23 protein-coding genes and 1 pseudogene are annotated in these 23,255 nt (G+C 48.0%); 11 read left to right on the forward strand and 13 right to left on the reverse strand.

The genetic code is table 11. The features are described from left to right. Positions 1 to 53: 53 nt before the first annotated feature. The 4 genes and pseudogenes from LKE40_00215 to LKE40_00230 form a co-directional block, all read right to left on the reverse strand. Positions 54 to 1,511: pseudogene (locus LKE40_00215) on the reverse strand (nicotinate phosphoribosyltransferase). 20 nt (positions 1,512 to 1,531) lie between these two features. Further along, on the reverse strand, positions 1,532 to 2,809 hold the full coding sequence (gene serS, locus LKE40_00220) for a serine--tRNA ligase (protein MCH3915921.1): 1,278 nt from the start codon (positions 2,807 to 2,809) through the stop codon (positions 1,532 to 1,534). Between the two features lie 73 nt (positions 2,810 to 2,882). Continuing rightward, positions 2,883 to 3,725 carry a pyrroline-5-carboxylate reductase gene (gene proC, locus LKE40_00225; GenBank protein MCH3915922.1) on the reverse strand — a complete coding sequence of 281 codons (843 nt, stop codon included), beginning with the start codon at positions 3,723 to 3,725 and terminating at the stop codon, positions 2,883 to 2,885. 19 nt (positions 3,726 to 3,744) lie between these two features. Beyond that, positions 3,745 to 4,254 carry a tRNA (cytidine(34)-2'-O)-methyltransferase gene (locus tag LKE40_00230; GenBank protein ID MCH3915923.1) on the reverse strand — a complete coding sequence of 170 codons (510 nt, stop codon included), beginning with the start codon at positions 4,252 to 4,254 and terminating at the stop codon, positions 3,745 to 3,747. A 109-nt stretch (positions 4,255 to 4,363) separates the two neighbouring features. Between LKE40_00230 and LKE40_00235 the strand changes: the two genes are divergently transcribed. Then, positions 4,364 to 5,188: an undecaprenyl-diphosphate phosphatase gene (locus LKE40_00235; protein ID MCH3915924.1), complete on the forward strand. Its 825-nt coding sequence runs from the start codon at positions 4,364 to 4,366 to the stop codon at positions 5,186 to 5,188. On the opposite strand, the gene dinB is transcribed toward LKE40_00235, so the two are convergent. Further along, positions 5,144 to 6,328 (reverse strand): DNA polymerase IV, encoded by a 1,185-nt coding sequence (gene dinB / locus LKE40_00240; GenBank protein ID MCH3915925.1) that lies wholly within the window; start codon positions 6,326 to 6,328, stop codon positions 5,144 to 5,146. The two genes, LKE40_00235 and dinB, sit on opposite strands and share 45 nt — an antisense overlap. Continuing rightward, entirely contained in the window at positions 6,321 to 8,837 is a 2,517-nt protein-coding gene (gene murE / locus LKE40_00245; protein MCH3915926.1) for a UDP-N-acetylmuramyl-tripeptide synthetase, read from the reverse strand. Before murE ends, dinB begins: the two co-directional genes overlap by 8 nt. A 217-nt stretch (positions 8,838 to 9,054) precedes the next feature. On the opposite strand from murE, the gene LKE40_00250 reads away from it, so the two are divergent. After that, a complete protein-coding gene (locus tag LKE40_00250; GenBank protein MCH3915927.1) occupies positions 9,055 to 10,098 on the forward strand; it encodes a hypothetical protein in 1,044 nt (347 codons plus the stop codon). Here LKE40_00250 and LKE40_00255 read toward each other — a convergent pair whose 3' ends face one another. From LKE40_00255 to LKE40_00270, 4 genes are all read right to left on the reverse strand, one after another. Continuing rightward, entirely contained in the window at positions 10,099 to 10,926 is an 828-nt protein-coding gene (locus tag LKE40_00255) for a metal ABC transporter permease (protein ID MCH3915928.1), read from the reverse strand. A gap of 10 nt (positions 10,927 to 10,936) precedes the next feature. Then, complete coding sequence (locus LKE40_00260; protein MCH3915929.1) at positions 10,937 to 11,716, reverse strand: ABC transporter ATP-binding protein; 780 nt, start codon at positions 11,714 to 11,716, stop codon at positions 10,937 to 10,939. Further along, positions 11,713 to 12,573: a zinc ABC transporter substrate-binding protein gene (locus tag LKE40_00265; GenBank protein MCH3915930.1), complete on the reverse strand. Its 861-nt coding sequence runs from the start codon at positions 12,571 to 12,573 to the stop codon at positions 11,713 to 11,715. The genes LKE40_00260 and LKE40_00265 overlap by 4 nt, the downstream gene beginning before the upstream one ends. A 94-nt stretch (positions 12,574 to 12,667) precedes the next feature. Next, entirely contained in the window at positions 12,668 to 13,102 is a 435-nt protein-coding gene (locus LKE40_00270; GenBank protein MCH3915931.1) for a transcriptional repressor, read from the reverse strand. 151 nt (positions 13,103 to 13,253) lie between these two features. Between LKE40_00270 and LKE40_00275 the strand changes: the two genes are divergently transcribed. The 7 genes from LKE40_00275 to LKE40_00305 all read left to right on the forward strand — a co-directional run bounded on the left by LKE40_00275 (position 13,254) and on the right by LKE40_00305 (position 18,112). Beyond that, positions 13,254 to 13,424, forward strand: coding sequence for a hypothetical protein (locus LKE40_00275; protein MCH3915932.1), 171 nt, complete (start codon positions 13,254 to 13,256; stop codon positions 13,422 to 13,424). A gap of 66 nt (positions 13,425 to 13,490) precedes the next feature. Beyond that, a complete protein-coding gene (locus LKE40_00280) occupies positions 13,491 to 14,975 on the forward strand; it encodes a Mur ligase domain-containing protein (GenBank protein ID MCH3915933.1) in 1,485 nt (494 codons plus the stop codon). A 3-nt stretch (positions 14,976 to 14,978) separates the two neighbouring features. After that, positions 14,979 to 15,848, forward strand: a complete 870-nt coding sequence (locus LKE40_00285; protein MCH3915934.1) for a YicC family protein — start codon at positions 14,979 to 14,981, stop codon at positions 15,846 to 15,848. A gap of 12 nt (positions 15,849 to 15,860) precedes the next feature. Next, the gene (locus LKE40_00290; protein MCH3915935.1) at positions 15,861 to 16,394 is read left to right on the forward strand and encodes an AAA family ATPase; all 534 of its coding nucleotides are present in this window, start codon (positions 15,861 to 15,863) and stop codon (positions 16,392 to 16,394) included. An 84-nt stretch (positions 16,395 to 16,478) separates the two neighbouring features. Further along, complete coding sequence (locus LKE40_00295) at positions 16,479 to 16,697, forward strand: hypothetical protein (protein MCH3915936.1); 219 nt, start codon at positions 16,479 to 16,481, stop codon at positions 16,695 to 16,697. Next, positions 16,651 to 17,616, forward strand: a complete 966-nt coding sequence (gene miaA, locus LKE40_00300) for a tRNA (adenosine(37)-N6)-dimethylallyltransferase MiaA (GenBank protein ID MCH3915937.1) — start codon at positions 16,651 to 16,653, stop codon at positions 17,614 to 17,616. Before LKE40_00295 ends, miaA begins: the two co-directional genes overlap by 47 nt. A 43-nt stretch (positions 17,617 to 17,659) precedes the next feature. Further along, positions 17,660 to 18,112: an Rrf2 family transcriptional regulator gene (locus tag LKE40_00305; GenBank protein MCH3915938.1), complete on the forward strand. Its 453-nt coding sequence runs from the start codon at positions 17,660 to 17,662 to the stop codon at positions 18,110 to 18,112. Positions 18,113 to 18,155: 43 nt separating this feature from the next. Here the strand turns inward: LKE40_00305 and LKE40_00310 are convergent, their stop codons facing one another. Continuing rightward, positions 18,156 to 18,869 carry a YfcE family phosphodiesterase gene (locus tag LKE40_00310; protein ID MCH3915939.1) on the reverse strand — a complete coding sequence of 238 codons (714 nt, stop codon included), beginning with the start codon at positions 18,867 to 18,869 and terminating at the stop codon, positions 18,156 to 18,158. Between the two features lie 163 nt (positions 18,870 to 19,032). On the opposite strand from LKE40_00310, the gene LKE40_00315 reads away from it, so the two are divergent. Both LKE40_00315 and cysK read left to right on the forward strand, forming a co-directional pair. Then, entirely contained in the window at positions 19,033 to 19,761 is a 729-nt protein-coding gene (locus LKE40_00315) for a DUF434 domain-containing protein (GenBank protein MCH3915940.1), read from the forward strand. 120 nt (positions 19,762 to 19,881) lie between these two features. Next, positions 19,882 to 20,805 carry a cysteine synthase A gene (cysK, locus tag LKE40_00320; protein ID MCH3915941.1) on the forward strand — a complete coding sequence of 308 codons (924 nt, stop codon included), beginning with the start codon at positions 19,882 to 19,884 and terminating at the stop codon, positions 20,803 to 20,805. A 3-nt stretch (positions 20,806 to 20,808) separates the two neighbouring features. On the opposite strand, the gene LKE40_00325 is transcribed toward cysK, so the two are convergent. Together LKE40_00325 and amrB are read right to left on the reverse strand one after the other, a co-directional pair. Then, positions 20,809 to 22,425: a hypothetical protein gene (locus LKE40_00325; protein ID MCH3915942.1), complete on the reverse strand. Its 1,617-nt coding sequence runs from the start codon at positions 22,423 to 22,425 to the stop codon at positions 20,809 to 20,811. Continuing rightward, entirely contained in the window at positions 22,415 to 23,254 is an 840-nt protein-coding gene (gene amrB / locus LKE40_00330) for an AmmeMemoRadiSam system protein B (protein MCH3915943.1), read from the reverse strand. The genes LKE40_00325 and amrB overlap by 11 nt, the downstream gene beginning before the upstream one ends. Between the last annotated feature and the right edge of the window lies 1 nt (position 23,255).

Here is a 23,255-nt window from a genome sequence, read left to right on the forward strand (position 1 = left end):
AAAGAAACTGCCCTTGCAGGCAGTTTCCCTTTTCCGTATATGAGTCTTGTTTGTCAATCCTCTCCGATTTTCATCCTTTCCTTTGCAATCAGCTCCCGTTTCAATGTCTTCAGGGCATGAGAGAGACTGACCTTGTAGATGTGCGGATTGATTTGCCGTTTGTAAGACTCGTGGAACATGGCAAGGTTTGCCTTTGCAAATTGCTGTAGCTGTGGCAATGTCTTTTCCTGTGCAATGCGTTTTCCCTCCTTTTATCTTGAGAGATAGCAGGGGAACGCAGGAATTATACATTGGCCCTTTCATCCTGAAGAAATCTGTATCGGAAAAGGGGTGATAGAACGTATATTCCTTGCCAGTTTCTACTTTTTCATCTTCAAGGGTAATAAGGTCTGCCAAAGCGGTGTGCTTCTTGTCATAGAATCTCCAGACCTGCTTGATCCCAGGATTGGTCGTTTTTCCAAAACTGTTGGAAAGTTTCATGGTGGGGATATATGGCTTGTCTGCTTCCGGTTGTTTTGCGCAGAGTTTGTAGACACCGTTGAGTGAGCTTTGGAACCCTCCCGTGACAAGATGCGTGCCGATGCCCCATGAGTCGATAGGTACTTCGTCCTGCATCAATGTCTGGATGATTTCTTCCGTCATATCATTGGATACACAGATCTTGGCATCAGGCAGTCCTGCGTCATCAAGCTTTTTTCTGATCATCTTGGGCAAGTAAGACATATCGCCGCTATCAATCCTCACACCTATGCTCGGAAGTCCCTTGGCTTTCTGTTCAAGGCCGACGATGATTGCATTGTCAATTCCGGAACCTAGTGTATCGTAGGTATCAATCAACAGGATGGCGTTATCAGGATACAGTTTCGCAAATGCCCTGAATGATTCCAGTTCGGAATCGAAACCCATTACCCATGAGTGTGCCATGGTGCCTGCAACGGGGAATGCCATATTTCTTGCCTGCCAAGGTGTTGCTGGTGCTCCGTGTGCCTCCGATGAACGAAGCTCTGGAAGCCGACAGTGCACCATCATCACCTTGTGCCCTTCTTAGCCCGAATTCCATGATCAAGCCATCCTTGCTGGCGTTTACCATGCGGGAAGCCTTTGTGGCAATGAGTGTCTGGAAATTCAGCGTATTGAGCAACATCCCTTCAATCAGTTGGGCCTCGATCAAAGAAGTATGGACTCTGACCAGCGGTTCTCCTGCAAAGACGACCTGTCCTTCGTCAACGGAATAGATGTCTCCGGAAAACCGATAGGAGGACAGATATGAAAGGAACTCAGGCGTAAATTTTCCCAAGGACCTGAGGTAGGCGATATCATCGTCACTGAAACTGAAACCTTCAAGTTTTGCAATCAGTTCCTCCAATCCCTGTGAACAGTGCATAGCCACCGTTGAAGGGGTTGGTCCGATAGAACATGTCAAATACGACATTGGGATTATATCCAAGGGTGTAAAACCCCTGCATCATGGTCAGTTCATAGAAATCTGTAGTCAATGCGCTGATTTGCATACAGTCTTACCTTGCCTTTCCTACTCAGCCTGGATGATCTGGAAACCGGTGTAGGGTACCAAGTTTTCCGGAATCCTGATGGAACCGTCAGCTGTCTGATAGTTCTCGAATATTGCAACAAGAGCCCGTGAAAGAGCGACCGCCGTGCCGTTGAGCATGTGGACGTACTTGATGGCCCCCTCGTCATCCCTGTAACGGATCTGCAATGACCTTGACTGATAGTCCGTACAATTGCTCGTACTGGTCACTTCCCCGTATTCTCCGTTTTCACCTCGGCCTGGCATCCAAGCCTCGATGTCAAATTTCCGATAAGCCGGAGCCCCCAGGTCACCAGTGCAGGTATCTACGATCCTGTAAGGAAGCCCAAGGCCATGGAATATTTCTTCTTCAATTGAAAGCAGCTTCTGATGATAAGCATCACTTTCCTCTGGCAGACAGATGATGAACATCTCAAGCTTTGAGAACTGATGGACCCTGTACAATCCCTTTGAATACTGTCCTGCGCCTCCTGCTTCTCTCCTGAAACAGTGTGAAAGTCCTGTCATCTTTATCGGAAGGTCTTTCTTGTCTATGATGGTGTCACTATAGTAACCGCCCAATGTGATTTCTGCTGTTCCTACCAGGCAAGTTCCCGTTCCTTCTATGGTATAGATATTTGATTCTGCTCCACGTGGATTGAAGCCGATACCTGCAAGTATTTCTTCTTTTGCCACGTCAGGAGTAATGAACGGCGTAAAGCCGTGCTTTACGACAATGTCCATGGCATACCGCTCCAATGCCATCTGAAGCAGTACGGCCTTGTTCTTGAGATAATAGAACTTCGGACCTGCAACTTTTGTACCCTTGTCAAAGTCCAGCAGATCGAGTTTTTCACCAAGCTGTACATGGTCAAGCGGTTTGAAATCGAACTTGGTCGGCTCTCCCACGAACTTTACAGCCAAGCTGTCCTTGTCTTCCTTGCCTACGGGTGCATCAGGATGGGCATAGTTTGGAATTCTTCGGCTTTCTGCATCAAATTCCGCACTGGTTGCGGTCAGTTCCTTTTCAATTTCCGCTATCCGGTTCTTCAGGTCCTTGCCTTCCTCAATCAGAGCCATCCTGGCCTGTTGGTCCATCTTGCCTTTCATCTTGGATGCATTTGCATTCCGCTGTGCACGCAACTCTTCACTTTGTCGGAGCAACGTGGACCGTGCATCCTGCAATTCCATAATATGTTCCAAAGGTACATCCATGAATCTGTTCTTGATGTTCCGGGCAATCTCGTCATGCCTGGTCTTCAGTTCCTTGATGTCAATCATTATAGTACGTCCCTTTAATTAGTGATGATTATTCAGTCTACTTCTTTTAATCCATTGTTGCCAGTAGGAAAAGTTACTTTCCCTTTGCAGCATCTTCCATCTTCCTTGATTTTTCTGCCGTCTTTGCTACGGCTTCGATGACTGTCCCGTTGAGGCCCCCTTCTTCCAGAGCCTTGACTCCTTCGATGGTAGTGCCACCTGCCGAGCAGACTTTCATTTCAAGTTCCATAGGAGCCACTGTACCTTCCTTTCCAAGGGCAAGGGCAACAGCACTTTCCATGGTCGCGTAACAGATGGCATGGCTTTGAGGATAGGGGATGCCTTCCAGGCAGCCCCCTTCGGCCATGGCATGGATGAACTGATAGATATAGGCGATACCACTTCCGCTGATGCCGATGAAAGCCGGCATAAGCCGTTCATCCAAGGGAAATGCCGAACCGAAGCTTTCAGCTATTGCCAAGGCAGTAGTCTTGTCAGCTTTTGTACAGGAAGGACCAAGACAGATTGCAGTGACACTTTTCTTTACTTTGGCCGCAATATTCGGCATGAAGCGTACGACACGTCCTGTACCCAGCCTGTCTTCCAGTATTGATAGCGGTACGCCGGCTGCTATGGAAATGAACAAGGTTTTTCCTTTGTCAGCTTTTCCCAGCCCTTCATAAAGTGTCGGAAGTACCTGAGGCTTGACACAGATCAACACGACTTGGGATTGTCCCAACAGATCCTGCAGATTGTTTGCCGGTATGACAGAACAGGCTGCATTTGCCAAGTCAGCCGCTTTTTGACGTGTGTCTTCTCCCGTATGTGCAAGTATGCACAGACTTTTGAACAGATCGCTGTCAGCCAAGGCTGATGCAATGGCTGAGCCCATGTTGCCCAGCCCGATGATACCAATAGTAAGTTCTTTCCCTTCCATCGTTTTTCCTCTCTGTAGTTCAGTCTTTCCAATGACTGTGATGTAGCTGTCCCTGTCCCTGCAGACCGATGAAATCAGTCTGCCTGAGATATTCATAGGCCGCAATGGCCACACTGTTCGAAAGATTGAGGCTTCTGAGTGCCGGACGCATCGGTATCCTGACACAGTTTTCCTTATGTTCTACCAATACTTCTTCAGGAATACCTGCACTTTCCTTCCCGAAGACCAAGTAGGTATCGCCCTCGCTGGTATAGATGACTTTATGATAGGACTTGGGAGCCTTTGTCGTGTAGAGGAAGAGTTGTTTTTCCTGTCCGTGTATTTCCATGAACTGTGCGATATCTTTCCATTTTGTTATTTCCAGCTGGGACCAGTAGTCCAAGCCTGCCCGTTTCAGATGTTTCTCATCAAGGCTGAAGCCAATGGGATACACAAGATCCAGTTTGGCCCCTATGACTGCACAGGTCCGTGCAATGTTTCCGGTGTTCTGAGGAATTTCTGGTTCAAAAAGTACAATATGCAGTGACATGTCTTTCTCCTTGCAAAACCTTATCATCAGAAGGCTAGCTATGCAAGGAGTTCTGTCCCGATGGTACCGAACCATTGTCAAAAGTGCTGTTTTTTTTTATAGTCGTGATATGTTTGAAATGGTAAAAGCCGTTATATTCGGTATCGTAGAAGGAATCACAGAGTGGCTTCCTATCAGCAGCACCGGTCACCTGTTGCTTTTGGACCAGTTCCTGAAGCTGCAGGTTCCACAGCATTTCATGGACCAGTTCCTGGTACTTATCCAGTTGGGAGCAGTATTTGCGGTCATTGTGCTTTACTTCGGACAGCTCAATCCGTTTTCATTGCGGAAAGATACCGAAGAAAAGAAGACGACGTGGCTATTGTGGGCCAAAGTCGTAGTTGCTACGATTCCTGCCGGTATAGCTGGCTTTTTCCTAGATGACCTGATGGACCGTTATCTCAACAAATGGCAGGTCATCGTCCTTGCATTGTTCGTCTACGGCGTTGCCTATGTGCTTGTGGAACGACATCCCGAACGGAGGAAGACCAAGGTAGACGATGTGGATGGATTATCTTTTCCGGATGCCATAAAAATCGGTCTGTTCCAAGCCCTTGCCATTGTACCTGGTACGAGTCGTAGCGGTTCCACTATCCTGGGAGGTGTCCTGTGTGGCATTTCCCGTCCGGCAGCGGCCCGTTTTTCATTTTTTATGGCAATCCCGGTCATGTTCGGGGCGTCACTTCTCCGACTGGTCAAGCTTGGTCTGTCATATACGCCCGCTGAGGTGCTGATACTTGCCATAGGTTCTGTCGTTTCTTTCCTGGTTTCCCTTGTGGTAATCAAGAAGTTGATGGCATACGTCCGGTCCCATAGCTTTGCAGTCTTCGGCTGGTATCGTATTATCCTTTCAGTCGTCCTGACGGTTGTGTTTCTGCTTCTCCGTCAGCAGTGAGGCCTTTGTCAGGTTCAGGCCTTTCTTTGAGAGCGAGTAGGCTACCTTTTCGATTTCCCTTTTCTTTTTTTCATCTTCATCAAAGAACTCGGGTTGCATCGGTGCCGTGCCTGCATATGTCTGAAAAAGACCGACACCCAACAGTCTGATCGGATTGTGGTTCCATTTTTTGTCCATAAGATCCTGGCTCAGTCCGTATACTTGGCTTGCGTTGTAAATAGGACGGTCCGGTGTAATTTGACAGGAAAAGGTCGTAAAATTCCCATATCTGATTTTGATGCCTATAGTTCGGGCTATCTGCTTTTCCTGCAGGGAACGGTAGATTACCTCAAGACTCATTTCCAGCAATGCATGGTCAATTTCATTTTTCTGGAAAATGTCTTCGGTAAATGTACGCTCAGTGGAAATGGAATGGGACTTTGCTTCCTGTGTATAGATACCGGGATCGATTCCCCTGCAGATTTCATAGAGGTATGTTCCCATTGCCTTGCCGAACAGATGTTCAAGTGAAAGCTGGGTATATTCCCTCAGTACCTGATTGTCGGTGATATGATGTTTCTGCAGCAGGTCCCTTGTCGATTTTCCTATTCCCCATAGTTTCCATAGCCCTACGGCATCGACGAATGGAATTTCCATGCCGGCATCGACAATGCACAGTCCATCAGGCTTGTTATAGTCGCTTGCCATTTTTGCAATGAGCCGGGAAGGGCCGACGCCGACTGAAATGACAAGGCCTGTGTGTTCCTTTACTTTCTGCTTGAGGGCCAGGGCTGCTTCCTTCTTGTCCTTGTAAAGATAGTTGAATCCTGACATGTCCAGGAAGGCTTCGTCGATGGATATCTGTCTGATATCCGGCGTAAAGCTTTTGAACAGTTCCATTACTTCATGGCTTTTTTCACTGTATCTTTTCATCCTGCCCCGGATGACAATGGCAGAAGGACACAATCGCAAGGCTTGGACCATAGGCATCGCAGAATGTATGCCGTATCGCCTTGCCTCATAGCTGCAGGTTGAAACAACGGATCGGGGAGCCCTGGAACCGATAAGCACAGGTTTTCCTGCCAGATCCGGATTATCCAGTATTTCCACTGATGCAAAGAACGCATCAAGGTCGACATGGAAGAAAACAGTCTCAACCATACAGGGTCTTCTCCAGAATGCACCCGACTGCAGAAGAAAATGATATGCCTTCACTTTCTACCAAGACAGGGAAATGGCTGGAAGAGGTCAACCCAGGCAGAGTATTTATTTCATTGATCAGCAAGGTACCGTCCGATCTTAGGAAAAAGTCGACGCGGGCAAAACCGGAACAGCCAAGAGCCTTGAATGCCTGCAATGCCTGGTGCCTGACCTGGGCTTTTGTTTCTTGGCTGACGGGAGCAGGGCAGATGATATGCACGCCCCCTTGCCTGTATTTGTTTTCATAGGTACAGACCCCCGCAGTTTCCTTGTCGGGATCAATGACAAGGCCAGGACCACAGGCAACCAAGGTCCCGTCCGGTTTCTCCAGTATGGCACATTCGATTTCATCCTTGTCGTCTATATAAGGTTGGATAAGCACCCTGGGACTGAGGGACAGCCCCAGTTCGACTGCCTTGCAGAAAGTTGCTTTGTCAGGAACCTTGAGCAAAGTGACCCCGACAGAGCTTCCTGTCGTTTCACTTTTTACGACAATGCTATGGGTATGCAAGGCCTTGCAGGCTTCCTCCAGACTGATTGGGTCTTTTCTGGATGTTATCAGCGTCGGTATGGTAGCCAGCCCTGCCTGCTGCCACACTGCTTGGGCCAGTCCCTTTGCCATACCCAAGGCGCTTGCAGTTGCATCACAGCCACAGCAAGGAATATTGCAGAGCTGAAGAAAAGACTGAAGCCTTCCGTCTTCTCCCTCATTGCCATGGATAATGTCAAAGACGGCATCGATTTCCAGCTGTTTCCCCTGGGGGCCGGTTGCCAATCCGACTCCTGGTACGGCAATGACTTTTTCAGTCGCGTGCCATGAGTTTTCTTCCATGCTGTCCTGAAGGAAGAAATTTCCTTTTTCATCGACTTGAACCAGATAAGGGACTACTCCTGTCTGGATGATGATGTAAGGGAGGATACCCCTGGCACTTTCGGCCGATACCTTCCGCTCGGGAGACCTTCCTCCGAAGAACAAGGCGATGTGGAATCGCTTTTTTCTCAGTTGTAGTTTTTCTGTTTCTTTGATAGCCCGCAAGGCCTCAGCTTTTTCATCCCATGGTAGTTTCTTGTCTTTGAACTCCATGCTATGTTCGTGTCCCTTTCCGAGGAAAAGGACGGTGGCGCCTTCTCCTGCAACGGACAGAGCTTGACGCATTGCAAGTTTTCTGTTGTCAGCACGGATGAATTTCTTTCTGTCATGGCTGTCTATCATGCTTATGATATCGTTGAAAATAGCCTTGTCATCTTCACCGCGTGGGTCTTCCTCACAGACAAAAGCCATCTGTACATAACGGGCTGCAGCTTTTCCCATTGCGCTGCGCTTGCTTTTGTCTCTTTCTCCTGCGGCTCCGAATACTATGATAAGCGGGCTGTCTGGACGAAGTTCCCTAAGTGAAGAAAAAAGCTTGGTAAAGGCATCTGCCGTATGGGCAAAGTCAATTGCTATGTGTATCTTCAGATGATTGTCCAGGACTTCAGAGCGTCCTTTCGGCAAGGAAAGCTTAGGCAGAAGCGGCAACAAGTCTTTTGTGCTGCACTTGAGAAGCAATGCCGCTGTTTCCATTGCAAGCAGGGCATCTGTCCTGAAAAAATAGGGAAACAGCGAACATGCTGTCTTTGTTCCATCAACAGTTATCTGACGAGGGGTTGGGTTGGAAATGCAATGTAGGTCTTCGATGATCCTGACGTTGTGTCCTGTCTGCTTTGCAATTTCCATGCAACGGTCAAGATGGGGATTTTCCCTGCTGGCGATCAACATGCCTTGAGGTTTCAGCTTCCGTATCAGATTGCATTTTGCCTGTATGTAGCCTTCTATGGTTTTGTGCAGTTCCAAATGTTCACTGGTAATGGTCGTAATGACCGCAAGATCAAAACAGACTGTTGCGAGTCTGTCGAGTTCGGGACTGAGCGCATGGCTGGTCGTTTCTACGATTGCCATTTTCAGACCATTGGACAGACAGGTAGCGAAGAAAGCCTGGAGGCTGTCTGCTTCCGGGGTGCTCTGACGATAAGGTGAATCTGCCAATCCCGTACCGTCATCCATATAGACGGTAGAGACAAGGCCGACTTGCAAGCCTTTTGCCTTGAGCAGCTGGTAGAGGAAAAAGGCGGTACTGGTTTTTCCGTCAGTACCTGTTATGCCGATGAGAGACAGACGGTCTGCTGGATGTCCGTAGAAATTGGCACACGCAATGGCAAAAGCTTGTCTGACATGAGGTACCGTGACATAGACGATACCTTTCTCCAACTTGTCGATTTTCTTTTCTGTTACCACAAGCCTTGCACCTTTTCCAATGGCGTCAGCAATGAAGTCATTGCCGTCGGTATGCGTTCCGGGAAAGGCAAAGAAAGCATCACCTTCATGGACTTTGCGCGAATCATAACACAGATGTCCTATTCCCTTGATGGACCGTTCAGCTTCAGTGCAGCTGAAGTCCGTACCTTCAAACAACTCTCCGATATTCAACATGCTGTCATGATACCTGCAACGGTCCTGTTGCGCAAGAAAAAGTGACTTGACAGTAGTAGCAAGGATGCAAATATGCTATAGTCAGGGCATGCGATATGCGGCATTTTCATTGAGAAAAGTCAGATTGCCTGCTATAAGAAAGCTTTTGCGCAGGAACAGATTCTGTTCCTGCTTGTTTTCCTTTCTTCAGGCGGGGCCTCATGCAGGGCGTTGCAGGATGAAACAGCATCTTGTGCTGTTGCTGTTCTCTGTCTCTATCCTGCCAGTCCTTGACGCTTCTGGATTGTCAACTTTTTCCCCATATGCCCTTTGTCTGGGTGGTGCAGGGATTGCGAATGACGAGGGAATGGAAAATCCTGCGAATCTTGCATCGGAAAACATGGAAGATATAACATTCAGTGATTATGCCTCTTATCAGGATACCTACGGTTCTTCATCTGGGTCGGGAAGCAATTCATCCATCTTCCAGAGTCCTGTTTCCTATCTGGGGGCCAGCTTCTTCGGTACCGGTGTATCAATGACCCTGCAAATAAAAAATTATCTTGATGACAAGAAAGATTCGACCGAAGATGCTGTTTCCTTTACCGGACACACTTTGACGATGATGCAAATGGATATTGCCTTGCCTCTGAAATTCCTTCAGGTAGGGCTGCGGTTGAGAGGGGGCAGTGAAGTCAAAAGGCAGAATGCCATAATCCGCAGTGGTTTGCTGGCAATACCGGACTACTTCATCCAGACTTATCTCGAACGTTATGAATATGTGGAAGGTTCTGAATCATACAGTGTCGGGTTAGGAGCAAGGAAACAGATCAATGATGCGTGGGCTCTTGCTTTTACAGCTGACTTGTACCAGGGTGGGGAAGATGCCAGTACGCATTATTTCCTTGATACGCTCAGACTTGGTTTTTCATATGCTACGCCGACCTACAACAAGGAAAACGCACTCAATTTCTTCAAGGTCAGGATATTCGGTGATATCTCCGGTTTTACTGACAGTGACAGCAGATATGTGAGCTTGGCAACTGAGGTCAGATGCCAATTGCTCAGGGACCATTCCGTCTCATTCTTTGCTGCAGTGAAAGCGCTGAAACCTGAGCTGATGGATTATATTACCTTTGATGCAGAAAAAATGTTGGCTACCACTGCATTGGCTCTTTCTTTGCCGTCTTCTGCATATTCCGTTGCGGTATCTTTCCCGCTTTCAGATTTCAGCGACTTTTCTGCTGTTACCGTTTCCTTGACTGGTCAGTATAGGCTATAGTCATCCTTTTTCAGTTGTCAGTTTCTGGACTTTGCCATTGACCAACCTGACGATCATCTGGACGGCGACGGCAATGATGACGATGATAGCTCCGCTGGCAAGGTCAAGCGTGTAGGATAAGGCCAGCCCAGCCAGGCATTCTGCTTCTCCTATCAGCATTGCCAGGAACATCCTTGATTTCAGTTTCCTACTGAGCAATGAAGCGGTTGCCGCGGGGGCACTGATCATAGCAATAAGCAGGATTATGCCTACCAACCGTATGAGGACCACTACTGACAATGCAATAAGCACCAGCAGAAGATATTCAAGGAATGTTACCTTCATGCCGGAAAGCCTTGCGAATTCAGGATCAAAAAGATAAGCCTTCCAGTCTGCAAACAATGCGACGAGAAGAAAAACAACGATTACGGTCAACAGCAGCATACGTAGCAGATCTGCATCGGTGACAGCAAGGATATTGCCAAAGAGGTAGGAATTCATGTCAGGGGGATACCCCGGCATCAATGAAGTGAACAGGATGCCCAGCGCCATACCCAGTGACCAGAACAAGGCTATGGTCACTTCACCGTCTTTTTCACCTTTGCGGCGCGTGTGTCCGATGGCAAGGGCTGCGAGCGTAGAAAATCCCATTGCTCCCAACATCGGGTCGAAACCGAGCAGGTAGCCGAGCCCGACACCGCCGTATGCTGTATGTGCTATGCCGCCGCCCATGAGTATGAGTTTCTTTTCAACGATGATTGTCCCTATAAGACCACAGACTATGCTGGCCAACAGGGTTGCAAAAAATGCGTTCTGTAAAAAATGGTAATGAAACAATGCTTGGATCATATATGCTTCCTCATGTGTGCTCGTGTGGGGGCAGTACCCTATGTGGTACTCCGTGTGCGATCAAGTCGACAGGACAACCATACATGTGTTCGACAATCTGTTCGTTGATCTCAGGATTACCATGGTAGATCAGATGCTCGCTGATGCAGGCCAGATGCTTGACTTGTGAAGAGATTGCCATCATGTCGTGGGAGACAAGGATGATGGTCATGCCCTTTCCATTAAGTTTTGCCAACAGGCTGTATATCTGTTCTCTGCTGGCGGGGTCAACGCTGGCAGTCGGTTCATCGAGCAACAGGAGCTTTGGATGCCTTGCCAGTGACCGGGCAATGAGCAGCCGTTGAAATTCGCCTCCTGACAGGCTTGCTATCTGCCTGTCTGCCAGTTCTGTAAGTCCGACTTCATCCAGTGTCTGCCTGGCCCGGTCAATATCCGCCTGGCGTGTCCGATGAAACGGATGGAGCCCGCTGCCAAGCAGTGCCGTGAGCATGACATCCATGCTGGTTACCGGATAGGAACGGTCGATGTTCGCAAATTGGGGTACGTAGCCTACCTGTTGCCAGCTTTCTTTCAGCGGATGCCCGAAAAACAACACAGGGCCACCCTGGCTCGGTATGAGCTCCAGGATAGCCTTGAATAGTGTTGATTTGCCTCCTCCGTTGGGACCTATGATCCCAAGGTAATCACCGCAGGGAACCTGCATTGAAATATCCTTCAATGCAAGGTTTCCTTCTTTGTATCTGACACTTAGGTGATGTACGGCAAGGGCGAATTTTTCGCTCTCACTCATAGCGTCTCCTTGAATGTATTTGCCATCTTGACCAGGTTGTTGACATAATCCCCGCTCAGAGGGTCAAGCTGGACAGCCTTTCCTCCGATTTCTTCGGCAAATGCCTGTGCCTGGCGACTGTCAATCTCTGCCTGATAGAAGATGACTTTGCAGCCTTCTTGCTTTGCAAGGTCAACCATCTGGGCCATATGCTGGGGCGAAGCGTCCTTGCCTTCTTCTTCCAAAGCGTACATCTTCAGACCGAAATCATCGGCAAAGTAGCCGAAGGCAGGATGATAGACAATGAAGGTCTTGCTTTCCGTTTGGAAAAGGATACCCTTGATCTGTGTAGAAGCTGCTTCGATTTTTCCGATATATGCTTTTGCATTTGCTTTGTAGAACGTTGCGTTGTCGCTGTCGATCTTGCTCAGTTCATCTGCGATTTGGTTGACCATTACTTCCGCTCTCTTAGGACTGAGCCAGATGTGCGGGTCTCTTCCGTCTCCCATTTTCCTGTCAGGATATTGCTGACGGCATGCGGCAGCTTGGTCCACGACTTTCATGTTTGCAGGAAGTTTCGGCAGGATGGCACTTTTTTCAGTCGGTACGCCGATAGAGAAATAGAGCTGTGCATCCTCGAGGTCTGCCATCTGGCGGGGAGTCGGTTCGTATGTTTCAGGACTTGCCCCTGGTGGGATTTCAGTGGAAACGGTTACTTTTGACTGTCCTACTTGCTTGACGAAGGTTGCCTGCGGGACGATGGAAACGGCAACTTTGGGATTTGTGTTGTTTGCTTGTGTTTCAGGCATGCCTGCTGCAGCCAAAGGCATGGCGGCACACAGGGCTACGATTGCAAACAGATGTATTCTTTTTTGCATGTTTTGCTTCCTTGTTTAAATTTGCAAGTAATTTGCAAATTGCACGCTATCATCAAGAAGGCTTCATGTCAACAGCTCTATGAAAAATCTTTGATTATTTTTTCTTGCTTTCTTCGGCAAGTTCTTTTTTGCATGCCTCGCACAGACCGAAAAGAATTGAATTGTCGCAGGTGAGGTCAAACCCATGCTGCTCAGAAATATGTTTGACAAACTGTTGCATGAATCTGCAGTCGAGGTGAATGACTTTTCCACATCTGGAACACTGGAGATGGAGGTGTTCGTTGCAGGTAAGGCATGGTTGGATCTGGTAGTAGGCTTTGTGCCCGTCAGTGGCGGGAAACTTGAGGATTTTGCTTTCTTCGGAAAGCCGGTCAAGGTTCCTGTAGATGGTGGTAAGGTTGAGGTCGATGCCTTTGTCCTCCAGCAATTGGTGGATTTCATCAGCACTGAGGGTAGTATCTGCATGCTTTTCCAGCAGGTCAATCAGCGCTTGTCTGCCTTTTGTGTTGTAGCTGATAGTCTTCATCATATATCCTCTGTGTCAGACTATAGAACAAGCTGAAGTTTTGTACCAGCCCTGAATAAAGTTAAAATGCCCTGTTTATTCTTCATCGGGCTTGACAGTATGAGCCGCTGTGGATATCCTTTTCCCACAGTATTGATTTTGGAAGGAGTACAATATGTCCAAAGCACATAGAGGAACTGGTATTCGTGCAGAAAAGAACCATGGACGCGGAACCTGTCCCGTTTGCGGCAGGACCGGAATCAAGGTTCTGTATGAATCGACCACCGGTGAAGAAAAGGTCATGATCTGCAAGCAATGCAATGCCCGGAAAAACAACGGCAAGTAAGCGGTATTCTTGGCTGAATGGGAGAGACTGTCGGTATGGCAGTCTTTTTCTTTGTTGGGAGGATGCATGGAAGCCAGTTATTTCCTCATCGGTATAAAAGGTACCGGCATGTCCAGCCTTGCCCTTCTGCTGAAAAGGAGAGGAGCTTACGTCTGGGGATGTGACAGCAATGAAGTCTTCCAGACCGACAGTGTCTTGGAAAAATCCGGTATCACCGTGGTGGCAGGATTTGACAGTTCGCATCTGGACCGGTTGGACGAGGCTGCCTGCATCATCTATTCCACGGCTTTTGGGCGAAAGCCTATTGTTTCTGAGGCCAAGAAAAGAGGCTTCAGGATATATAGTTACATTGATTTCCTTGCAGACCTTACAAAGACTTGCCAAAGTTATGGAGTAGCGGGAACCCATGGAAAGACAACCAGTACCGCCGCTACCTGCTGGGCGCTTTCACAAGGAAACAGAAGCAATTTTCCATTTTTTGCACTCTTCGGCTCTTTCCTGCAACATGGCAGCGATGGGCCGATATACCAAGGGAGTGAGGATTTCTTGCTTGAATGCTGTGAGTATGAGGATCACTTTCTCTCTTACAGGTTACGTGGGGCCTTGCTTACCAACGTCGAATGGGATCATCCGGATTATTTTGATGATTATGAAGCAACGGTCAGAAGTTTTGAAACCTTTGCCTGTAAATTGGAGCAGGGAGGTTTCCTTTTGTATTGCCATGATGACAGCGGCGCGAAAAAGGTTGCTGAGTATACCCGGTTGCGTCGGCCTGACCTCAGGGTCATCAGTTACGGTTTTGATGATCCCGGACCTTTTGGGATCAGCATCGATCGGCTTCAAGGAGGCTACAGGCTTCCTGTAACAGGTCTTACGTCTTTTTCTTTTCCCGTGTGGGGCAAGGATTTTGTACGGGACCTTGTCGGGGCTGCTGTATTTGCAACCTGCATCCTGCTGGACAGGCCGAATCCCAGCCTCTATCTGGATAAGGATGCCCTTGTGGTTGACGAAGCGTTGGTCACGGTCCTTGCTACATCCTTGAAGCTGCTCTCTTCCTTCCCTGGAACGGAAGGCCGATGTCAGATCATGGCCGAGGACGGAGGCGTAACCTTTGTAGATGACTATGCACATCATCCGACTGAAATACAAAGTACCATAGCTTCCCTTCGCAGCAGATGGCCTAATCGGCATCTGCTTGTTATCTTTGCTCCTCATACGAGCAGCAGGACCAGGCAGTTCTTCAAACAGTTTGTAACGGCACTGGACAGGGCTGACAAGGTCATTGTCCAGGATACGTTTGCTTCTGCACGTGAGGATCTGACTGATGTCAACTATTCAGAGCTACTGGCAGAAGAAATTGAGAAAAGCGGATTCCGTAGCAGGAAAAACCTCTGCGGGGCATGCATCTATGTACCAGGCAATGATGAAAAAGTCGCTCAGGTAGCTGCAGGCTGGTTGCAAGAGGGCGATGTGTGCATTACCATGGGAGCCGGCAACAACCATTGGCTGTATCGCCGGATCATTGAAAGAAGAAATGCAATAAGGAAATAAAAGATGAAGAGTATGACAGGATATGGTTCAGGGGAAGTCCTCTGTACCGATTTTCAGATGGTAGTAGAAGTCAAGAGCTATAACAACAGGTTCTTGGATATCCTTCATACGATCCCTTGTTACTTGGCACCGTTCGAGGCTGAAATTGACGAGGAAGTGAAGAAGGTTGCAAAGCGCGGCCACGTTGAGGTTTCCGTCAAGATCAGGTTATTGAAAAATGATGTTTCCCTTGTCGTCGATACGCAGGCTGTCAAGCAATATGCAAAAGCCTATGACAGTATCATAAGTGAGAGTGGTTTCAATATCAAACCTGAGCTTTCCGATTTCCTGTCGGTAGAAGGAATCGTATCCAGTGTCAATGCTACTGACAGTGAAAGGTTCAAGCCTGTGCTTTTCCAGTGCCTTACGCATGCGTTGGATCAGTTCGGGGCAAGCAAGGCAAGGGAAGGTGAAGCTACCAAGCAGGATCTGAAGGAAAAAGCTGAAGATATCAAGGAAGGACTTTCAGTCGTCAGCACCTATGCAGATGAGCTTGAGTCCATGATAAGGAAGAACCTTACTGAACGGATTGAGGAAATGCTCGGCGACGCTGGCTATGACAGGAACAGAATCCTGCAGGAAGTAGCCCTGATGCTTGTCAAGCAATCCATAAACGAAGAAATCAAGCGTTTGGGTATCCACCTGAGGGAATTTGACAAGTTGCTTGAAAAAGACGGACCTGTCGGTAAGCGGATGGATTTCCTCTGTCAGGAAATGAACAGGGAAATCAATACGATCGGCTCAAAAAGCCAGATAGCTGAACTTAACCTGCAGGTAGTCAGGATGAAAGACAGCTTGGAGAATATCAGGGAACAGGTCAGGAATGTTGAATAGGAGAGGAAAACTATGAGGATTGCGATCAGCGGGAAAAGCGGCTGTGGCAACACGACGGTAACCGGGCTTGTTGCCGAAAAACTGGGGTATCCCATGGTAAACTTTACATTCAGGAACCTTGCCAAGGAAAAAGGTATCGAATTCTGGGAATTCTGCAGATTGGCTGAGACTGATGATGCATATGACAGGGAGCTGGATCGGCGGCAGGTCGAGATGGCAATGAGGGAGAAGGATTGTGTCCTTGGCTCGCGCCTTGCCATCTGGATGCTTAAGGAAGCGGATTTCAAGGTCTATCTGCATGCAAGCAGCAAGGAGCGGGCCTTGCGGATCCTTAAAAGGGAAGGCGGAGATTTGAAGCTTCGGATGGAACAGACGGCCCGCAGGGACCGCAATGATAGCGCAAGGTACATGCGCATCTATGGCATTGACAACAATGATACGTCTGTAGCTGACCTTGTCATTGATACCGATGGGAAAAATCCTGATGAAATTGCAGAGATGATTGTTGAAATTGCAAAAAAACGGGAAAAGACAGCAGAAAAATAATAACAGCTTATCATTGCTACTATACATTTCTGAAGTATTACGATAAAATACCTTCCGCTGTAGAAGCGAATAGGAGTCAAGAGCGTGAATAAAATTCCATTGGACAAACTCATCGATTACAAGGGGAACATCTATGAAACCACTTGTGTGGCAATCAAGGAAGCTGAAATCCTCAGCAATCCCGGTTGCGGCGGAAAGGAAATCGAGGAAGCCAACGGCAAGATAGTGACCGAAGTTCTGGACCGGGCTTTGGAAGGTGAAATCAAATACACCAAGCTTGATGACGAACGGAAAGCTGAATAGCCGATCCTTTTCCAAGCTGATCTTTCTCTTCGGTCCTACCGGAGTCGGGAAGACAGCCCTTTTGACAGAACTCTGCAAAGATTGTTTTTCGGTAATAAATGCCGATTCGATACAAGTATACAAAGGCTTGGACATCGGATCGGCGAAGGTGTCTCCAGAGGTCATTGAAAGAGTGCCTCATTATTTGGTGGATATCCTTCAGCCGTGGCAGCAGTTTACTGTTGCGAAGTTCATTGAACTGGCCGATCTGGCAGTGGAGGATATAGTTGCAAAGGGAAGGATTCCGATTGTCAGCGGAGGTACTGCATACTATTTCAAACACTTTCTCTATGGCCTGAGCAATGCCCCCCAATCTACTGCAGGAACCCGACAGCAAGTTGCCGCATGGATTGAGAAAAACGGCATTGCGGAGGCTAGGAAGAAACTGCTTGAGGTCGATCCTGTTTCATATGGGAAAATCGCTGCCAACGATGTATATCGGCTCAGCAGGGCTTTGGAAGTCTATGAAGACAGCGGGAAACCTTTGTCGTCTTTTGAAGTTCCCACAACTTTCCGATATGGCATGGAGCCTTTGGTCATAGGTCTTTATAGATCGAAGGAAGAAATGGACCAGAGGATGCGTCTTCGTTTTTCCATGATGATGGAAGCCGGGCTCCTTGAGGAGATCGGACGGCTGAGAAGGGAAGGTGCCGATCCCCGATGGCCTGGCATGCAGGGAATCGGCTACCGTGAATTCTTTTCGGCGATGGAAAGCGGAGAGTATTCCATTTCCCAGATCGGTGATGAGATCGTCAGGGACAGCCGCCTGTATGCCAAACGTCAACTGACATTCTTTCGTTCTTTCTGTGATACGGAATGGGTCCATGCTGATGATATGGGTCGGGTACTTTCCTTAGTAAAAACATATCTTTCAACTTGAATATCTTAATTCCTTTTATTACACTAGGAATTGGAGGCCCATTATGATGATTTCTACCAAGGGCAGATATGCCCTGCGTGTCCTTGTTGACATGACCCGCCATGATGGCGAAGGTTTTGTATCCCTGTCCTTGCTTTCAAAGAGGGCCGGTGTATCACTTAAGTATCTTGAACTGATTGTTTCCGTCCTTAACAAGGGAGGCCTGTTGCTTAGCAAGAGAGGCAAGGAAGGTGGCTACAAACTTTCCCGCCGCGCTTCGCAGATCAGTGTGGGAGAAATCCTTAGGCTTACGGAGGGAACACTGGCTCCTGTGGAGTGTCTTTCAAAAGATGAGGACTGTCCACGTTCAGAACAGTGTCCGACACTTCCTCTTTGGCATAGGCTAGACCGTTTGATAGAAAATTACCTTGACGGTATCTCATTGCTCGACCTGAGTGAAGGGAAGTTCGATGATACTTCAGTGCAGGTACAGCCTTCTGTGTCTTTCCAAGGTTGAGATTTCAGTTACATGAAAGCTGAACTTTTTTTAATCTTACGTTTCAGTTGAACTGCATTGGCCTGGCGTGTTCGATTGCATAGGCAATGCTTTTCAATAAGGGGTATTTTTTTATCTGTGCATTAAGTTCGGCAAGATATTCCTGCCAATCATAAGCAACATGCCGAAATTCGACTTTTTTTCCATCCAATATGGCATATGAGGCCCTTCGGTCTCCATCAAAGGCATAACCGATTGCCCCTGGGTTGATGATTCTCTTTCCCATCGTGCTGAAATCGCAGGAATGGTGGGTATGTCCGGCAAGGATGATATGTGCCTGTTCCTTTGATAATTTTTGTTTCAGTTCGTGGCTGAGGCTTCCTTTATCAGACAGGCTTTCCTTGAATGAGTAGGGGCTTCCATGGCAACAGAGGAAATCCTGCAGGGGACGGGCAATCGGCCACGAAGCAATTGTTTCCTTTGCAAGAGAAGTAAGTCTGTCATCGCAGAACAGGATCAGATCGAGCAGTTCCTGCTCAAATTCGGAAGATGGAGTGAAAGTTTTTACTTCCTCAAGGTTCCCGTCGGTATTTCCTTTTATACAGATGATGGGGTTGAGTTGTTCCAGTGCATCAAAGCATTCTTGGGGATACAGGCCGAGAAAGACCAGATCACCTAAAAAGATGACACCATCGATATCTTGCAGGGATAAGTCCTTGATAACCGCAGTAAATGCCGGCAGGTTTCCGTGTATGTCACTGATACAGGCGTAACGCATATTTTCCCTCCGATATGCAAAAGCAGATGCATCTTTGCAAGATTATTCTCACTATAGACTTATGAACTTTCAATGTCGATAAGGCGTGCTTGGAATTGAGTTTTTTTGTTTTGCGCAACTGTCTTCGGTTGTGTTCTGTGTAAGCCCACGGTACAATCGGGCTATGAATGATGAAATTGCCGGCAATGAGCCAAGACATGTACGGAGGGGGTATTGTCCTTCGGACGAACAGCAGTTTACAGGAGAATCTCGATTACGCTTGGAATCGGGAGCAGAAGATATCATATATCTTCTTGACCGTGGCTATAGTATGGACAGTGCAATTTCCTTTGTCGGTAACCATAGGAGGCTTACTGCTCGTCAGCGGCTTGCCTTGATGCGGCTTTCTGCTTCAACGCAACAAATTGAAGGACGTAGTGCCCGTTGTCTTCCTTCTGTTGCCTTACAGGAAAGCGATGTCTATATTGACGGATTCAATATCATCATTACTTTGGAAACGGCACTTTCACATTCACTGCTTCTGTCGGGACGTGATAGAGTGGTAAGGGACCTTGCTGGAGTGCGGGGAACCTACAGGATCATCGATGTCACGGAATCTGCCATACGTCTGCTTTTTTCTTTTCTTGCTTCACTTTCTGTCCGTAAGGCAACGATATTGCTTGATGCTCCGGTATCCAATTCTGGAAGGCTTTCATGGTTGCTTGAGCAGCTTGCTGGTATGTATCCGTTGCAAGTAGACTCCATGGCCGTACCAGATGCAGACCGGATCTTGGGCAAACAGGAATGTGTCATGACCGGAGACAGTGTTATTTTGGATCGCTGTTCCCATTGGTATAACCTTGTCCGAAACATGTTGCCGCTCCTGGGAGATTACTGGCTTTTTGATTTATGAAATCCTTGGAAACGGATTAATTCCTAGTATTTTAGTATAAAATTACGCAGAACACTTGACAACAGGGATTTCATTGTATAAAATCCTATTAAAATAATAGGAATATAGGAAGGACAGTATATGCAGACAGCAAAAAGCATTGTAGATTTAATCGGCAACACGCCGTTGGTAGAACTGAAGCTATCGACCGATAGAATTTCCGACGTCAGATTGCTGGCGAAACTTGAGCAGGCCAATGCAACAGGTAGTGTCAAGGCAAGGATTGCAAAGGCAATGATCGAGGGGGCGGAAGAAAGAGGAGAGCTCAAGCCTGGATCGGTAATTATCGAGGCCACAAGCGGAAATACCGGAGTGGCTTTGAGCGCCATAGGAGTAAGCAAGGGTTACAGGACCATCATTGTCATGCCTTCGTCTATGAGCGAGGAAAGACGTCAGTTGATTGCAGCCTATGGGGCGGAACTGGTACTGACTGATGGTAGTCTCGGCATGAAAGGTGCGATAGAAAAGGCTCAGGCACTTTCCCAGGAGATTCCTGGAAGTTTCATACCATCCCAGTTTACCAATGCAGACAATCCGAAAGTCCACTACCGGACTACGGGACCTGAAATCTGGAAAGCTACCGAGGGCAAGGTTGATGTTCTCGTTGCCGGTGTAGGAACAGGCGGGACTTTGACCGGTGTTGCTACCTATCTCAAGGAACAGAATAAGGATATCAAGGTCATTGCGGTTGAGCCTGCAGGGTCTCCCGTACTTTCGGAAGGACATGCAGGCAAGCACAAGATACAAGGAATCGGCGCTGGTTTTGTACCGGAGGTCCTTAGGACTGAGCTGATTGATGAAGTCCTTACGGTCAGTGACGAAGAAGCCGCAGCAGGAGCAAAGGAACTTGCAAAATCCCAGCAGATCCTAGCCGGTATATCTTCCGGTGCCGCCTTTGCAGCAAGTCGAAAAGTAGTTGGAAGACAAGAGAGTCAAGGCAAGGTAATCGTCGTAATCTTCCCTGATGGCGGCGAAAGATATCTTTCTACAGGTCTCTTTGGCTAAAACTCATTTTTCATCCAATAAATGTTCTGAATTGGCTTCAAGTTTCTTGTCGTGGATTATTTCCACTTGCTTTGCTGAAGCTGCTTCCTTTGCATCTGCTGCTTGGGAAGCAGCGCCGGCGGCAAGCTGGCCCAGAGCCTTTGTCTTGGTATAGGTCGGAATCTTGAGGGTATAAAGGTACGATACTTTGTCCTGGGAAATCGAATCAATGAGGTACCAGCCGTGCTTGCTCATGGTCAGGTGGAACGTCTGCTGCTGTTGGTAACAATAGCAGTACGTATAGCCTTCCGGCTCTGTTACATCCTCATCTTCGTCAGAAGAGGAAAGATAGTCACTCGGTGAATAGAGCGTTGCTGTTGCCCTGTAGTATCCCTTTCCGAGATCTTGGATGGAAATGTCAGTCACACCGTAGATGTTGGTAGTGGCAGCAAGTGCTGGTTTGCCTTCGTCAATCCAAGTCTTGGGAGCGATGAAGGCTGGAACATTTTCGTATGCCATCCGGGTTTGCCTGGTGACAAACAATGTCGTTACTTCCGTTTCAACAGGGCTCTTCGTGCCACGTGAGAGGCTCGCATCAAGTTTTGTGACATCCAGGTCGTTCTGTGCCTGATAATAAGCCTGTATGACTTGTTCAGGTGCCATGTCAGCGGTGTAGGGAGGGGCAAGGGCTTCTTTGATCCTTGAAGCGGTAAAAGCGCCCACGATGATTATCGCTGCCGCTATGATTGTAATCTTTACGCCCTTATGCCGCCAGAATTTCTTTCTTTCGGCTTTTTTTGACTTTGCGACAAGAAATTCGTTCAATTTTTTATTTTTGTGCATTGTCTCTTCTGGATCCGGCAGCACTTCAAGGTTTTCAAGGTCCCAGCTTACATCCTTGAACCTTTCGATGAACCATTCCAAGGCAACCTGGGGATTCATGTTCCCGCTCAGCTCCCGTTGCTTGCCTAAGGGAAGCGTGAGGATACCGTCCAGGCGGCTGGCAAGCTTGGCGTCAAGTGACGGGGCAAAGACAGGGCCGCACAGCTTGAGCGGAATGATGCTGAATCCGGTTTCCCTCACATCTTCCCTTCCGAACGGCTTGAATCCTGTGATAGCATAGTAGTAGAACTGGGCCATCTGGTCGATCAGTGAGAAAGGCCTGTGCAGTTCGGCATGGATCCAGCCGGTACTGTTGTCAAAGCGGGCTTCGTTGGACACGCTTGAGGCAAAGATATCAGCAATATCGTGAGGAAGCAGCAGGACATCGCCTTCATCGGTGAAGAATATTCTCCACGCGCTCATTATGCCTCCATCCAAGTCAAGGAACGCATTGGTACAGAGCCTGAGCGCCTGTGCGAGGGCAGTGATAAGCTGTGGAGCCCTGTGCCTTAGGCCAAGTGCCAGCTCCGACATCGGATGGATATTCATCTTTTCGAAATAGACACAACGTTTTTCACCGATGACATTGAAGCCGCTCCAGAACCAAGGCCTGAGATTACCGTCGGTAAACAAGTAACCGGGTTGTTTTTCACCTTGAAGAAGGTAGCTTGGAATTTCCATGTCCTTGTTGCCGAACATGATCGCCGTGTATGTCTTTCCCTCGACTTCGATTGTCGTTATGTCTTTCTCAGTGAACACCGTTGCCCTCCTGGTTTGTCATCTTTGCGCACATGTGATAGACCGTCTTTCCTGTTGCAGTGATTTCGTCAATTGTCTTGCCTCTTTTCCCTTTTGCTTCTGTTCCCAGTATCTGCCAGATACCTTGGGGAAAGGCTCTCTGGATGGCTTCAATGATGGAAGCGCCGCAGGCAGAGATTTCCTTTTTCCGCAACGGTAGGAGCAGCGGTGTCTTGTTGACCAAGAGCTTGGCAAAAGCCGTTGCCTGAGTGGTGCAGGAAAGTGGATCAGCAGCTGCATTGCAGTTGCTGCTGACTATGGTCAATGTTCTTCCATTTTGCGTAATTCTTCCTATGAGGCCTGCCAGTTTCTTTACTTGGTCGGCCTTTTCAGCCATACAGCAGATAGGAAGGACCGTTGCCTTCGGAAGCATCGTCTGGATGAATGGCAGATTCAGCTCAAGGGCACATTCTTCCTCAAGATAACTGTTTCCTGATGATATGAAGGAGAATTCCTTGCAAAGTCGGTCTGCTGTCTGTTTTTCGAACTGTACCGTTCCCAGCGGTGTTTCTATTGATTCATCGGCAGGAACAGACAGGAATGCGTTGCCTTCGCTTTCCAACTTACCTTGGTGGCTGGGGTAAAGGAACAGCACACGGTCAAAAAGGGAGGCATCGATTGTGGCATAGGCAAGGACAAGCAGGTCTGCAATGTAATCATAGGCTGCATGCGGAGTCAGAAGTACCATCATATCGGCATCACTGTCTTTTCTTTCTGATGCGGCTACGGTATAGGAGTGCAATTGTCTTTGGTCACTCGGATAGAATATATCCTGATGATAGGTATGCATG

It is taken from the genome of Spirochaetia bacterium (genome assembly GCA_022482625.1).
Lineage (GTDB): Bacteria > Spirochaetota > Spirochaetia > Sphaerochaetales > Sphaerochaetaceae > Pleomorphochaeta.